Raw genomic sequence first — 13,797 nt, forward strand, 5'->3', positions numbered from 1 at the left:
CTAAATGGTCATGCTGCGCTACGCGGTGTATCGCTTTTTCACGATGCTGCTGACATTGCTGGTGGTGTCGGTTCTGATTTTCGTGATCATCAACCTGCCCCCCGGCGACTATCTCAGCAACCAGATCGCCGAACTGCAGGCTTCAGGACAGTCCGCCGGTGTCGCCAAGGCCGAGTTTCTGCGCAAGGAATACTCATTGGACCGGTCGTTGCCCGAGCAGTACCTGATCTGGATGGGCTTCTGGCCCGGACCGCATGGGTTCGAGGGCCTGTTACAGGGCAATTATGGTTGGTCCTTCGAATTCGACCGCCCCGTGCGCGAGATCGTGGGCGATACGCTCTGGTTGACGGTTGTGGTCAATCTGGCCGCCATTTTATTCGTCTATGCCGTTGCTCTACCATTGGGGGTCATCGCTGCGGCCAGATCACGGACGTGGATCGACTATACCTCGGCCTTTGTAGGCTATCTGGGTCTTGCGACCCCGAACTTCCTGTTGGCGCTGATCCTATTCTACTATGGCCATCGCTATTTCAACCTGCCCATCGGCGGCCTGATGGACCCTTCCTTTGAGGGACAACCGATGAGCTGGGACAAGTTGAAATCCATCCTTGTCCACCTGATCGTTCCAACCTTCGTCATCGGAACCTCGGGTGCTTCGGCCATGATGCAGCGCCTGCGCGCCAATATGCTGGATGAACTAGGGAAACCTTATGTCGAAACAGCAATCGCCAAGGGCATGTCCCCATCGCGGATGCTGACGAAATACCCATTGCGCGTGGCCTTCAACCCGTTTGTCGCCGACATTGGAAACCTGCTGCCCTCGATGGTTTCCGGGTCGGTTTTGGTCTCGGTGGTTCTGGGTCTGCAAACAATCGGCCCGACCCTGCTGACTGCCTTGAAAACGCAGGACCAGTTCCTGTCGGCCTTCATTCTTATGTTCGTGGCTCTGCTGACGCTGATCGGCACCATGATTTCCGATATCCTGCTGGTCATGCTTGATCCGCGCATTCGTTACGAGGGGCGCGAAGCATGACCGATAAACCCGATGGTCGCTATGTCGACGACGCACCATTTGACCCGCAGGCCTCTATTCAGCAGCTTGAGCGCGCAGATCTCGATGCCCCTAATTGGGTGCTGGTCTGGCGCAAGTTCAGGACCCACAAGCTGGGTCTGATTTCTGGCCTCTTCTTACTGCTCTGCTACTTGATGCTGCCTTTTGCGGGCTTTATTGCCCCCTACGGCCCCAATGATCGGAACGGAGAGCACCTGTATGCTCCACCCCAGTCGGTCAACTGGTTTCATGAGGGGAAGTTCATCGGCCCCTACGTTTATCCAATAGTTGCAGAGGCGGACCTTGAAACTTTCCAGTGGAAATTCGTCGCTGACACGGAAGATCCGCGCCCAATCCGGTTCTTCTGCGAAGGGTCAGAATACAAACTCGCAGGGCTGATCAAATCCGATACGCACCTGTTTTGCGCACCCGAAGGGGCCACGCTGTTTCTGTGGGGCTCGGACCGTCTGGGCCGCGATGTATTCAGCCGCATTCTATATGGCGCGCAACTGTCGCTGACAGTGGGCCTGATCGGCATTTCGGTATCCTTCTTCCTCGGCATCCTGTTCGGATCAATGGCCGGGTATTTCGGAGGGCGCATCGACTGGACCATCAACCGTGTGATCGAAATCCTGCGCTCGCTGCCGGAACTTCCCCTCTGGCTGGCCTTATCCGCCGCGGTGCCGTCAAATTGGAGCCCGGTCGCGGTATTCTTCATCATCTCGATCATCCTCGGTATTCTCGATTGGCCAGGCCTTGCCCGATCTGTCCGCGCAAAATTCCTGTCTCTTAGAGAAGAGGAATACGTACGCGCGGCCGAGATGATGGGCGCAAGTTCGGGTCGTGTGATCCGAAAGCACCTGCTACCCAATTTCATGTCGCATCTGATTGCCTCGGCCACGCTATCAATCCCTGCGATGATCTTGGGCGAAACCGCCCTCAGCTTCCTTGGCCTTGGACTGCGCGCCCCGGCGGTCAGTTGGGGCGTGATGCTGAACGATGCGCAGAACCTCGCCTCAATCGAAATCTATCCATGGACCGCGATCCCGATGCTGCCAATCATCGTCGTCGTGCTGGCCTTCAACTTCCTTGGCGACGGGTTGCGCGACAGCCTTGATCCCTATCAGCAATGAGCTTGCTGTCCGCCCTCCCCTCACCTGACACCTACAGGGTCAATGGGGCGGGTGCGCGGCCCAGCGCCTTTGCGGTCTCGGAACTGGCGACGGCCAGTTTTGCGGCAGTCGGGCAGGAGCTGTCGCGCCTTGTGACAGCCTTGAACCTGGCGCCTACACCTCTGGAGGTGGCCGTAGATCATCGACTGGCCTCCTTGTGGTATGGCTTTTCCTTCAAACCCGAAGGGTGGGATATGCCCAGCCTTTGGGACGCGATTGCTGGTGACTATCAGGCCTCTGATGGGTGGATCAGGCTGCACACCAACCTGCCCAGTCATCGCGCCGCCGCCCTTAGTGTTTTGCAAGTCGCGCCGGACCGTGCGCTGGTATCGCGCGCGGTTCGGGATTGGAGCATCTCTGAACTGGAAGCCGCGATTGTCGCCGAGGGCGGCGTCGCTGCCGCAATGCGCAGCCGCTCTGAGTGGCATGACCATCCGCAAGGACGCATATTGGCCCGCGAGCCGTTGATCGGATGGCAGGGGCCACGCAATATTCAGCTACGTGATCGGCCTCAGGCGACTGCCGCGCGTCCCCTTGCTGGGCTGCGTGTGCTCGATCTGACCCGCATTCTGGCTGGGCCCGTCTCAACACGAACACTCGCGGGATTCGGCGCCGAGGTCCTGAGGATGGATCCACCCGGCTGGGATGAACCTGGCGTCATTCCTGACATTTCTCTCGGCAAGCATTGCGCCTATCTGAACCTGAAATCATCCGATGGAAAAGCAAAACTGCAAGAGCTGCTGGCCCAAGCGGACATATTTGTCCACGGGTATCGGCCCGGCGCTTTGGACGCACTCGGTCTGGGCAAAAACATGCGGGATCAGCTTGCCCCCAACAGGGTTGAAGTCACGCTCGACGCCTATGGCTGGCAAGGACCATGGGCAGCGCGCCGCGGTTTTGACAGCCTTGTACAGATGAGTTCCGGAATCGCACATGCAGGGATGGGTTGGGCGGGGGCCGACAAGCCAACTCCGTTGCCCGTTCAGGCACTGGATCACGCAACTGGTTACTTGATGGCAGCCGCCCTGCTCTCGGCGCTCGCCGAAGCCGCATCTGGACACGCTGTTATGGATGCCAGGCTCTCGCTGGCGCGCACCGCCGAATTGCTGGCAACCCTGGCCAAGAGCGACACTGACGATGAAATCACCGAAGCGCTACCGACCGATTATGCGGACGAACCCGAACCTTCCGGCTGGGGGCCCGGCCATCGCTTGAAGCCGGCGCTAACCGTTGGATCCGCAAAGATGCACTGGGCTTTGCCTGCGTCCAAACTGGGAACTTCGCAGCCCACTTGGCCGTCACTTACCGCTTAAAGCTGCCGCCGCGCGGGACGCGCGGCCCGGCCCAACGCTTTGGTTGACGTCTCGCCAGAGACGCAAACCAAAGGGGCGGGAGCCCTCCTAGCGATCATCGCCACCGCCGGGGCCGATATCGTCCAGATAGTCTTCGTCAATCGCGGCCTGAACGGCCCCTGTGACAGCCTCGCGTTGTTTGGGAGTCAGGTCCTCGGCCTCTTTGTCATCCGCCAGTCGCACGGTGACTTCCCGATGCGCAAACCGGATGCCTTCACGGGCAAACAGCTCACGAATATCCTGATAGACTTTCTTGCGCACCAGCCACTGATCACCCGGTTTGGTCATGAACTTGACCCGGATAATCATCGCCGAATCCTGCATCTCGATCACACCCTGCGATTTCAGCGGCTGAATGAAGTTATCACCAATCACAGGATCGCTCAGCAGCTCTTGACCCAGCTTCTTGATCAGCTTCCGCACCTTTTCGACATCGGTGTCATAGGTCACCCGCAACGGCAGCTTCATGATTACCCAGTCGCGGGAATAGTTTGTCAGAACCTTGATCTCTCCAAATGGGATCGTGTTGAGCGCACCAAGGTGGTGGCGTAGTTGGAAGGACCGGACCGAAATCTTTTCGACCGTCCCTTTCACATCACCAATGTCGATGTATTCACCCTTTCGGAAAGCATCATCCATCAGGAAGAACGCACCCGAGAAGATGTCGCGGACCAAGGTTTGCGACCCGAAACCAACGGCCAGACCCACAACACCTGCACCGGCAAACAGCGGGCTGACATTGATCCCCAGTTCCATCAATACAATCAGCGCGATGGTCACAACGACCACAGCCAGAATGGCCCCGCGGAACAGAGGCAACAGAGTTGCAAGACGGCTCTGCCCGCCTTCGCCTCCTTCGTCGCCCAGCTCGGCTTCAGCACCGCCGTCATCCGTCTCTTCCGCGATCTTGCTATCGATCCAGACGCGGAAGAAGTGAAACAGAATGTAACCCATAAACAGGATCACCATCACATCCAGCGCCCGCTCGATAGGCAAGTCATCCGACCAATTGGCCTGCGGGTTCCAGATCACCACCAGCGCATAGAGACCCACCACAAAGGCCAGAATGCCTGCCACACGACGGGCAAGGTCTTCGTACGTCAGAATGGCGTGCTTGCGCTTTTCGGCCTGCGGCGTATCAGCCACCAGCTCATCCTCGATCTGCTCAGCCGCTTCTGCGTCGGCATTCATCACCTCAATTCTGCGATTGCGATCAAAATACCTTTCAAGCAGATAGTTCATCGCGCCGTAGGCCACGACGACGGACATAAAGATGGCATAGCTGCTGGCCACGATCGGGATCGAATCCTGAACCTCAAGCACCAGATCAACGGCCAGTTTGAACCAGCTGAACACCATATAAAGCACCAGAACCGGCGCCCAGGCGAAAGAGATGAACTTCAGTATCCAAGACACCTGATCCGGAGCACGCCCGCCACGAATAGCGTTCGAGATCGCGCGTGCATTGAACAGGATCATCAGTATGTTGCCCAGCGCCCCGATCAGCGTCAGGCTACCATAGACCATGGCATAGACGTTATAGTTCAGCCCAAAATCCGCGACCCATGTCGAGAACAGAACAACCGAGATGTCATAGGTCGCCAGTGCTGACGCCCAAACATACAGGCGCTTGGCGTCCCGGTCTGAAAAAGGCGGCAAGCGATACTGGCTAAGGTAAGGCGACAGAACCATCCGCCACAAGTCCGAGACAGTGCGCGAAAGGAAAAATGCGGTAAAGATTGCCGTAACGGTAAACTGGATTGATATGTCTTCCGCTTCACCAAAGAACAGATAGCCAACGATCAGCGCCATAAGCATGGCAAAGATCGTTCCGCCAATGCCCATCACGAAACGATACACAAGGAAAGGCATCTTTTCACGATAGCCAACCGGGTTTTCCTTGATGCGCGCAACCACCAAACGCTTCGCGATGCGCTTGCCGTAGATTTCGATCGACAACCATCGCCCCAGCAAAAGGAACAACACGTTCAGGACCAACACCTCGACATAGGTCTGAATCCGCCCGTCCGGACTGGTCTGTCTGAGGATGTATTGCACCTCAAAGACCGAATAGGGCAGCGCCTCCATCCGCGAGCGCACGGAATCCCGGAACTTTGAGAACCGCTCTTGCGCCTTCATCAGCTGAGAACCCTCAGCCATGTGATCAATGCTATCTGCCTCGGGCGTCGCGTCACCGCTATAGCCTGCTGCCGATACAACCTGCCCGGCGCTGTCGATTACGATTACGCTTGCGCCCGCCTCGGAAGCGGAACGAATGGCCGCCGCCAGATCGCTGTCAGCGGCAGAGCTTGAAGAACTGGCTTCTTCGCTTGATCCTATTGGGTATCCCGGAATAAGCGAAGTTTGCGCAACCGCGTCGGTTGCACTGGCCAGCATTGCCGCCCAAATCACCAAAATCAGCCCGGCCAGAACATTCATTTTCATCGTATATCGCATCCAATTCGTAGCTGCGTCCAAGACTATAGAACCTCAGAAGGCTGTTCAAATCATCCGCACACGCGGTGTCAACATCGTGAGAGCCCGTGTTCCTGACGCAATGGATGGGATAAAGTGTTTCCAAGACAACAAAAATTGAATATGACCACCTGAGGCGTCCAGCCTCCGAATTGGCTTGTGCATGAAGAACCATCGGCCTGCATATCGCAAGGTGCGCCTGTTGCCGGCGGTGGCATTATGCTGTTGCCAATTCGCAATGTTTGGCGCATTTGGACGGCGGAATCTGTGCCTTTGGCAAGAAGGTCTGGCAGAATTACGATAATCAGGTGCAGACGCGCGGAGTTGCACCGGAACCGAAACAGGCGAAGGCATGAGCCTAGGGATCAAAAACGAAAATCACGGCCGCGCACCGCGCATCCTGCTATATAGTCACGACACGTTCGGCCTGGGTCACCTGCGCCGGTCACGCGCGCTGGCTGCGGCCATAACACAAGCCGATCAACGCGCTTCGGCCCTCATATTGACCGGTTCACCCATTGCCGGACGGTTTACTTTTCCGCGTCGGGTTGACCATGTCCGTCTACCCGGGGTCACCAAACGCGCCGACGGCTCGTATGCTTCGCAGACCATCGGCATGGGCATCGATGATGTGACCGAGTTGCGCGCAAGCCTGATCCAGACATCTGTCGAACAGTTCGACCCCGATGTGCTGATCGTCGACAAAGAGCCTACCGGTTTTCGCGGTGAGCTGCTGCCGACGCTTGAGTATCTTGAAAACTCCTGCTCAACCAAATTGGTTCTGGGCCTGCGCGACGTTCTGGATGAGCCCGAAGTACTGGCCGCCGAATGGGAGCGTAAGGACGCGATCTCGGCGACTGAACGATTCTATGATGAGATCTGGGTATATGGGTTGCGATCGGTCTACGATCCTACACAAGGCCTTCCCCTCAGCCCGGCGACGCAACAGCGCATTCATTGGACAGGGTATCTACGTCGCGATCTTGGGCCGGTTGGTGAGCCACCAGAACAACCGTATATCCTGATCACCCCTGGTGGTGGCGGCGATGGCAAGGCGATGGTCAATTTGGTGCTGTCCGCATATGAAAAAGACCCGGATCTGTCACCCCGCGCTGTGCTGGTCTATGGGCCCTTCCTGTCAGGCGAACTACGCGAAGATTTTGAAACCCGTGTCGCCGCCCTAAATGGCCGTGTGACCGCCGTTGGCTTTGAATCGCAGATCGAAACGCTGTTCGCGGGCGCTGCCGGTGTGGTCTGCATGGGCGGGTACAATACCTTCTGCGAGGTTTTGTCCTTCGACAAACGCGCCGTCATTGTTCCGCGCACGACGCCGCGGCTGGAGCAATGGATTCGTGCCTCGCGCGCCGAGGATCTGGGTCTGGTACGCATGCTGGATGAAAACCGTGACGGTCTGACAGCGGATGCAATGATCCGCGCGATCCGCGCCTTGCCCCATCAGCCGCTGCCTTCGCAGGCCATTCGCGCAGGGTTGTTGGACGGGCTAAGCTACGTCACTCATCGCATAAACGCGCTGCTAGGCGCGGAACAAGAGCGCGCCACCGGATGACGCGCGAACCCCCCAAGCTGGCGGTGCTGGTCAAAGGCTGGCCGCGCCTGTCCGAGACGTTCATCGCGCAAGAATTGGTGGCGTTGCAGGAGGCAGGGCACAGCTTCGATATCTGGTCGTTGCGCCACCCGACCGATACCAAGCGCCATCCTCTGCACGATCGCCTCAAGGGGCAGGTGCATTACCTGCCGGAATACCTTTATGAAGAGCCTGAGCGGCTGGCGACTGCGCGAGACATTGCAGCTCGTCTGCCCGGATACGCGCAAGCTTACCAGGTCTGGCGGCAAGACCTTCGCCGAGACCCGACTCACAACCGAATTCGCCGGTTTGGTCAGGCCTGCGTATTGGCCGCTGAGCTGCCCGATCAAACGCGGGCGCTGTATGCGCATTTCATGCACACTCCGTCTTCGGTCGCCCGCTATGCGTCTATCATGCGCAGCCTGCCCTGGAGTTTTTCGGCGCATGCCAAAGATATCTGGACCTCACCAGACTGGGAAAAGCGGGAAAAGCTGCAACTGGCCTCTCACGGCGCCATCTTCGGGGCAACCTGTACTGCCATTGGTGCCGCACATCTGCGCGAACTGGCTGATGATCCTGCGCGGGTAGAACTGATCTATCATGGGCTGGACCTGTCGCGGTTTCCTGCACCTCCCCAGCAGTGTTCGCGTGCAGAGGATGCACCCTTTCACATGCTGTCAGTCGGGCGTCTTGTCGAAAAGAAGGGCTTTGACCGGCTTCTCCAAGCTTTCGCGCTACTCCCCAGATCGCTGAATTGGCATTGGACCCATATCGGCGGCGGAAATCTGGGCGATGAGTTGAGCGCACAAGCCGATGCCGCAGGGATTTCCGATCGGATCACGTGGATGGGGGCTTGCGATCAACCGGAAGTCATTGCCGAGATGCGCCGCTCTGATCTGTTTGTCCTGCCCAGCAGAATTGCTGCCGACGGCGACCGCGATGGTTTACCCAATGTTTTGATGGAAGCCGCGTCCCAGCGCCTCCCGATCCTGTCAACGCCGGTGTCAGCCATCCCGGAGTTCATTGAATCCGGTATTCACGGTCAGTTGTCAGCAGATGACCCGACCTCTCTTGCCTCGGCTATTGCGGATCTCGCCCGGAACCCGACCAGAACGGCCGAGATGGCTGAGGCCGCGTATAACCGGTTGATCGCCGACTTCCGGATGGACCCGGGCATACGTCGCTTGTCCGAGCGGCTCAGCGCCTTGTGCGCGGACGAGCCCTGATGGCGCGGGTGGCTTTCTATGCACCGATGAAGTCCCCCGACAGTCCCAAGCCCTCGGGTGATCGCGAAATGGCCCGCAACCTGATGCAGGCCCTCGGCGCTCAGGGAGACATTGTTGAGCTGGCCTCGCAATTGCGGATTTACGACAAGGCAGGCGACCGGGCACTTCAGGACGAATTACGTCGCAAAGCAACGACCGAGGCTGCACGACTGGCTGAGGAACTGCCCTCTGACACGAACCTGTGGGTGACTTATCACAACTACTACAAGGCCCCCGATCTGCTCGGCCCGGCCGTGAGCCGCGCAAGAGACATCCCGTATGTGCAGCTGGAAAGCACCCGCGCCACCAGCCGGCTTGCAGGCCCATGGGCTGATTTTGCGCAAGCGGCGCATGACGCGTGCGACAGCGCGCAGGTGATTTTCTACCACACTGCCAACGATCTGATTACGTTAGAACGGGAAAGGTTCGGTACGCAGGCGCTCGTCGAGCTGCCTCCGTTTCTTCCCATCACGGAATTACCCCCTGTTTCGACCCGTGATGGGCCGATGCTGACTGTGGGAATGATGCGGTCGGGGGACAAGCTGGCCTCGTACACCATTCTGGCCGACACGCTGGAACATCTGACAGGGGATTGGGCGTTGGACGTGGTAGGCGATGGCCCGGCCCGATTGGAAGTCGAGGCGCTGATGGCGCGGTTCGGACCTCGTGTCCGGTTTCTGGGTCAGCTGGATCGGGACGCGTTGCAGGCCCGGTACCGCCAGGCCTCCTTGTTCGTTTGGCCCGGCGTCAATGAAGCCTATGGAATGGTCTATCTTGAGGCCCAGGCCTGCGGCGTTCCCGTCGCAGCACAAGATCGCCCCGGTGTTCGTGATGTGCTGATACCTTCCGATCATCCCGATACCGGATCGGGTGCCAAAGGGTTGGCCGCGCGTATACAGAGGTTTCTGGACCATCCCGACCTGAGCCAGTCTGAGGGTAATCGCGCCCGCGCCTATGTCGCGCACCGCCATCTGATGCCATCCGCCACCGAGCGGTTCTGGACCACTGTGCGCCCCTTGTTGGAGAAAAGTTGATGACCCGTCTCGCCCTTCTGCGCCATGGACACACGGATTGGAATCGCGCGGGTCGCATTCAGGGGCGCAGCGACATTCCGCTGGATGCCAACGCCCGGGCTGAACTTGCGGGGTATTGCCTTCCTTCGCCATGGAACGCAGCATCAATCTGGTCCAGCCCGCTAAGCCGCGCGTCTGAAACAGCGCAGTTGGTATCGGATAAAGCGCCCAAAACATCTCAGGCGCTGACCGAGATGAATTGGGGCGATTGGGAGGGACGGCGCGGTGCCGAACTGATCGAAATCCCCGACAGCGGTTATCGCCACATCGAAGACTGGGGCTGGGATTATCGGCCACCGGGCGGTGAAAGCCCGGCTGAATTATGGGCAAGGCTTAATCCATGGTTGACCGAGTTGCAGGGAGACAATCTTGCGGTCTGCCACATCGGAATCATGAGGGTGATATTGGCCAAGGCCTGGGGCTGGAATTTTACCGGCCCCGCGCCGTTTAAGATCAAGCGCAACAGACTGTTTATCGTAAACCTGGACGAAATGCGGCCTGAACCCGAACCGGTTCGATTGATTGCGCGTGAGGTTTGACCATGAAGGTGATGATCGTTGTTACCCATCTGTTAGGGACCGGACACCTTAGCCGGGCCCTTACATTGGGGCGCGCGTTCGCCGAACAGGACCACGAGGTGTTTGTGGTCTCGGGTGGCATGCCTGCGCCTCAGCTTGGCACACGTGGATTATCATTACTGAATTTACCGCCGCTGCGGTCTGATGGCACCGATTTCACCCGCCTGCTTGATCAGAATGGCGCTGTGGCCGACTTGGCCTACTTCGCTGCGCGCACAAACGCCCTGACGCAGGCGGTAAGCAGCTTCGGGCCGCAGGTTCTGATCACCGAGCTTTATCCGTTCGGGCGGCGCTCTTTGGCCGCGGAGTTCAAATCTGCATTGAAAGCCGCACGAGACCTACCTCGGCCACCCGTCATCCTTGGTTCGATCCGTGACATTCTTGCGCCGCCATCGAAGCCCGCAAAGGTAACCCAAACGGATGAGGTTATCGCAGAGTTTTACGACGGCGTTCTGGTCCATTCCGACCCCAAGATCACAGAACTGGAGGTCAGTTGGCCTGTCTCGGATCAACTGGCATCGCGCCTGCATTACACCGGTTTCGTGGCCCCAAGTGCTGCGCCAAGTCATCCGGATGGCATAGGCCAGGGCGAGATATTGGTCAGCGCGGGTGGCGGGTCGGTCGGCCAGCCGATCTTTCAAGCGGCCATCGAGGCCGCCCGAAAGATGCCCAACAGGCGCTGGCGCCTGTTGGTGGGCGGGCAGGATGCCAATGCGCGGATCGCCGAGCTTTCGCAAATGGCCGAGGGTTCATCGGTTCTTCTTGAAACCGTCCGCCCTGATTTTCGCCAAATGCTGCCGCTTGCCGCCGCGTCGGTCAGCATGTGCGGTTACAACACCGCCATGGACCTGCTGCAAAGCGGTACCCCGGCGGTTCTGATCCCCTTCGATGATGGCAAAGAGGTTGAGCAATCTTTGCGCGCGCGATCTCTTTCGCAGTTGAACGGGATCGAGGTGCTTAACAGTTCTGACCTGACCGCCGGCTCGCTGGCCAATGCGCTGGAGCATGTCATTTCGAGTGTTGAACGCCCCCCGATGACCGAAGGGTTTGATGGCGCGCGCCGGTCAGTGGATATTGCAGTGAGCTTGTACGAGGCCAGCCGATGAGGCCTGATTGGCGCCCCTTGCAGTCAGAGTTGCGGCGCTGGCAGGATGCAGGATTGACCCTGCCCTTGTGGTGGCGTGATGACGATGCAGTTGCAGTGACACCACAGATAGAAAAGCTATCGGCCATGTCAGACGAGCTCGGCCTACCCGTCCATCTGGCGGTGATCCCGCGTGATGCGCAAACGGCACTTGCAGAGTATGTGTCAGATCAGTCTGTTTTGATCCCGGTTGTGCATGGCTGGGCGCATCAGAACCACGCGCCTGCAGACGAGAAAAAAGCCGAATTTCGCATGCACCGGCCCCTTGAAGCGGTAGTTGCAGATGCCGAGGCTGGATTGTCCCGGTTGCGAGAATTGTTTGGTGCGCACCTGCGACCGATGTTTGTTCCGCCTTGGAACCGGATCGACTCCAAAGTCGCCATGCAGCTTCACGGGCTGGGCTATCGGGTTCTGTCGACGGCGACCCCCCGAAAGATACTGCTCGCAGCGCCCGGCCTCGCGCAGATAAACACACATCTCGATCCAATCGACTGGCGCGGGACGCGCGGTTTGATCGACCCTGACAGACTGATCGCACAGACAGTTGAGCTGCTGCATGACCGACGCACCGGTCGCGCAGACAATGCCGAAGCATTTGGGGTGTTGACGCATCATCTAGTCCATGATCAGGACATCTGGACGTTTACACAGGATCTGTTGCTCAGGCTGCTTGATGGACCGGGCACACCCTGGACCGCACCACGCAACTGAACTCGCAAGGAGAGCCCGAATGAGCCGACTGGATTCCATGCTGCGCCGCCTGACGGCGCAACGCGATGGGCTAAACTGGGCCGTCACACAGATCGGCACCATGGAAGGGGACGTTCTGGACCTGGGGCTGGGTAACGGACGTACCTATGATCATCTGCGTGAGATCCTGCCCTCTCGGCGTATATGGGTGATGGATCGCGTCTTGCAGTGTCATCCCGACAGCACGCCACCGGCACAGGATTTCCTGCAGGGTGAGGCCGAGCCGATGTTGCGTAAACTGGCGGACGCAGGCCAAACAATCGCGCTGGCGCACTACGATTTCGGCCGCGGGATCAAGTCCGAAGATGTTGCGGAAGCGGCGCGCCTCAGCCCTCTGATCAAACAAATCATGCGACCCGGTGGGTTGTTGATTTCAGGGCAACCGTTGACGGGTTTTGCTCAGATTGAAGGCCCCGAGACCATCGCGCCCGATCGATATCTTTTCTATCGCGCCTGAGCAGGCTTTGAACTGGCGGGTTTGTATATTGAATCTATCGATCAGATTCACCGCAGTCAGGCCTATGCATTGACGCGAGTCGAGGGTATACGCCACCGCAACAGCACACCCACATGAGGCCAGTCATGAGCTTTGACCGTTCCATCAAGATCGCTCCCTCGATCCTGTCAGCCGATTTCGCAAATTTCGGACAGGAGATTCAGGCCATCGAAGCGCAAGGGGCGGATTGGGTTCATGTAGACGTGATGGACGGCCACTTTGTCCCAAACCTCACTTTTGGTCCCCCAGCGGTCAAAGCGTTTCGCCCACATGTTAAGACCGTCATGGATGTGCATTTGATGATCACTCCGGTCGATCCTTATATTCAAGCCTATGCCGATGCGGGCGCTGATGTGCTGACCGCGCACGTCGAAGCGGGGCCGCATTCGCACCGCACGCTGCAGGCGATACGCGCTGCGGGAATGAAAGCAGGGATCGCGTTGAATCCCGGGACGCCCGCCGAGGCTGTCGAACATCTGTTGGACCTGACTGATCTGGTGTGCGTCATGACCGTCAACCCCGGCTTCGGGGGGCAAAAATTCATCGACATGACCACAAAAGTGCAACGTTTGCGCGAGATGATCGGCGACCGGCCGGTGCATATCGAAATCGACGGCGGTGTTGATCCCAAAACAGCGCCTCTGGTGGCCGCTGCAGGCGCTGACGTGTTGGTCGCCGGATCAGCAGTTTTTAAAGGCGGTTCAGTTTCAAACCCGTCGGTCTATGGCGACAATATTCGCGCTGTGCGGACTGCTGCCGAAGGTGCACTGGGTTAACAACAAACCCTCCCGCCAGTCGTCGACGTTTCTTACGAAACGCCTCCTCCTGTTGGGCCCGGCATCGCGCTTTGCGCGAT

At 58.5% G+C, this 13,797-nt stretch carries 12 protein-coding genes; 11 read left to right on the forward strand and 1 reads right to left on the reverse strand.

Going from position 1 to position 13,797, the window contains the following annotated elements:
• Window positions 1-4: 4 nt before the first annotated feature.
• From ACR0JG_RS16215 to ACR0JG_RS16225, 3 genes are read left to right on the forward strand one after another with little or no spacing between them, the layout of a single operon-like run.
• The gene (locus ACR0JG_RS16215) at window positions 5-1,033 is read left to right on the forward strand and encodes an ABC transporter permease (RefSeq protein WP_170397654.1); all 1,029 of its coding nucleotides are present in this window, start codon (window positions 5-7) and stop codon (window positions 1,031-1,033) included.
• Window positions 1,030-2,184, forward strand: coding sequence for an ABC transporter permease (locus ACR0JG_RS16220; protein ID WP_170397657.1), 1,155 nt, complete (start codon window positions 1,030-1,032; stop codon window positions 2,182-2,184). The genes ACR0JG_RS16215 and ACR0JG_RS16220 overlap by 4 nt, the downstream gene beginning before the upstream one ends.
• Entirely contained in the window at window positions 2,181-3,536 is a 1,356-nt protein-coding gene (locus ACR0JG_RS16225; protein WP_480571047.1) for a CoA transferase, read from the forward strand. The genes ACR0JG_RS16220 and ACR0JG_RS16225 overlap by 4 nt, the downstream gene beginning before the upstream one ends.
• A gap of 87 nt (window positions 3,537-3,623) precedes the next feature.
• Here the strand turns inward: ACR0JG_RS16225 and ACR0JG_RS16230 are convergent, their stop codons facing one another.
• Window positions 3,624-6,020, reverse strand: coding sequence for a mechanosensitive ion channel family protein (locus tag ACR0JG_RS16230; protein ID WP_480571050.1), 2,397 nt, complete (start codon window positions 6,018-6,020; stop codon window positions 3,624-3,626).
• A 382-nt stretch (window positions 6,021-6,402) separates the two neighbouring features.
• Here ACR0JG_RS16230 and ACR0JG_RS16235 point away from each other — a divergent pair, with 382 nt between their 5' ends.
• The 8 genes from ACR0JG_RS16235 (at window position 6,403) to rpe (ending at window position 13,717) form a co-directional block, all read left to right on the forward strand.
• Window positions 6,403-7,617 carry a hypothetical protein gene (locus ACR0JG_RS16235; RefSeq protein WP_170424455.1) on the forward strand — a complete coding sequence of 405 codons (1,215 nt, stop codon included), beginning with the start codon at window positions 6,403-6,405 and terminating at the stop codon, window positions 7,615-7,617.
• Window positions 7,614-8,861: a glycosyltransferase family 4 protein gene (locus tag ACR0JG_RS16240; protein WP_170663925.1), complete on the forward strand. Its 1,248-nt coding sequence runs from the start codon at window positions 7,614-7,616 to the stop codon at window positions 8,859-8,861. Before ACR0JG_RS16235 ends, ACR0JG_RS16240 begins: the two co-directional genes overlap by 4 nt.
• Window positions 8,861-9,934 (forward strand): glycosyltransferase family 4 protein, encoded by a 1,074-nt coding sequence (locus ACR0JG_RS16245; RefSeq protein ID WP_480571053.1) that lies wholly within the window; start codon window positions 8,861-8,863, stop codon window positions 9,932-9,934. The genes ACR0JG_RS16240 and ACR0JG_RS16245 overlap by 1 nt, the downstream gene beginning before the upstream one ends.
• Entirely contained in the window at window positions 9,934-10,512 is a 579-nt protein-coding gene (locus ACR0JG_RS16250) for a histidine phosphatase family protein (protein ID WP_480571056.1), read from the forward strand. The genes ACR0JG_RS16245 and ACR0JG_RS16250 overlap by 1 nt, the downstream gene beginning before the upstream one ends.
• A 2-nt stretch (window positions 10,513-10,514) precedes the next feature.
• Entirely contained in the window at window positions 10,515-11,657 is a 1,143-nt protein-coding gene (locus tag ACR0JG_RS16255; protein ID WP_480571059.1) for a glycosyltransferase family protein, read from the forward strand.
• Window positions 11,654-12,406, forward strand: coding sequence for a polysaccharide deacetylase family protein (locus ACR0JG_RS16260; RefSeq protein WP_480571062.1), 753 nt, complete (start codon window positions 11,654-11,656; stop codon window positions 12,404-12,406). The genes ACR0JG_RS16255 and ACR0JG_RS16260 overlap by 4 nt, the downstream gene beginning before the upstream one ends.
• Before the next feature lie 19 nt (window positions 12,407-12,425).
• The gene (locus tag ACR0JG_RS16265) at window positions 12,426-12,902 is read left to right on the forward strand and encodes a class I SAM-dependent methyltransferase (RefSeq protein WP_480571065.1); all 477 of its coding nucleotides are present in this window, start codon (window positions 12,426-12,428) and stop codon (window positions 12,900-12,902) included.
• 125 nt (window positions 12,903-13,027) lie between these two features.
• Window positions 13,028-13,717, forward strand: a complete 690-nt coding sequence (gene rpe / locus ACR0JG_RS16270) for a ribulose-phosphate 3-epimerase (protein ID WP_170647387.1) — start codon at window positions 13,028-13,030, stop codon at window positions 13,715-13,717.
• The last annotated feature ends 80 nt before the right edge of the window (window positions 13,718-13,797 follow it).

This window comes from Ruegeria sp. AD5 (genome assembly GCF_056542345.1).

What these genes read in the sequence shown, in the direction of transcription:
- ACR0JG_RS16265 (WP_480571065.1), top strand. Translation starts at nt 12,426, where the DNA reads ATGAGCCGACTGGATTCCATGCTGCGCCGCCTGACGGCGCAACGCGAT.
- rpe (WP_170647387.1), top strand. Translation starts at nt 13,028, where the DNA reads ATGAGCTTTGACCGTTCCATCAAGATCGCTCCCTCGATCCTGTCAGCC.
- ACR0JG_RS16220 (WP_170397657.1), top strand. Translation starts at nt 1,030, where the DNA reads ATGACCGATAAACCCGATGGTCGCTATGTCGACGACGCACCATTTGAC.
- ACR0JG_RS16245 (WP_480571053.1), top strand. Translation starts at nt 8,861, where the DNA reads ATGGCGCGGGTGGCTTTCTATGCACCGATGAAGTCCCCCGACAGTCCC.
- ACR0JG_RS16230 (WP_480571050.1), bottom strand. Translation starts at nt 6,020, where the DNA reads ATGAAAATGAATGTTCTGGCCGGGCTGATTTTGGTGATTTGGGCGGCA.
- ACR0JG_RS16240 (WP_170663925.1), top strand. Translation starts at nt 7,614, where the DNA reads ATGACGCGCGAACCCCCCAAGCTGGCGGTGCTGGTCAAAGGCTGGCCG.
- ACR0JG_RS16225 (WP_480571047.1), top strand. Translation starts at nt 2,181, where the DNA reads ATGAGCTTGCTGTCCGCCCTCCCCTCACCTGACACCTACAGGGTCAAT.
- ACR0JG_RS16215 (WP_170397654.1), top strand. Translation starts at nt 5, where the DNA reads ATGGTCATGCTGCGCTACGCGGTGTATCGCTTTTTCACGATGCTGCTG.
- ACR0JG_RS16235 (WP_170424455.1), top strand. Translation starts at nt 6,403, where the DNA reads ATGAGCCTAGGGATCAAAAACGAAAATCACGGCCGCGCACCGCGCATC.
- ACR0JG_RS16250 (WP_480571056.1), top strand. Translation starts at nt 9,934, where the DNA reads ATGACCCGTCTCGCCCTTCTGCGCCATGGACACACGGATTGGAATCGC.
- ACR0JG_RS16260 (WP_480571062.1), top strand. Translation starts at nt 11,654, where the DNA reads ATGAGGCCTGATTGGCGCCCCTTGCAGTCAGAGTTGCGGCGCTGGCAG.
- ACR0JG_RS16255 (WP_480571059.1), top strand. Translation starts at nt 10,515, where the DNA reads ATGAAGGTGATGATCGTTGTTACCCATCTGTTAGGGACCGGACACCTT.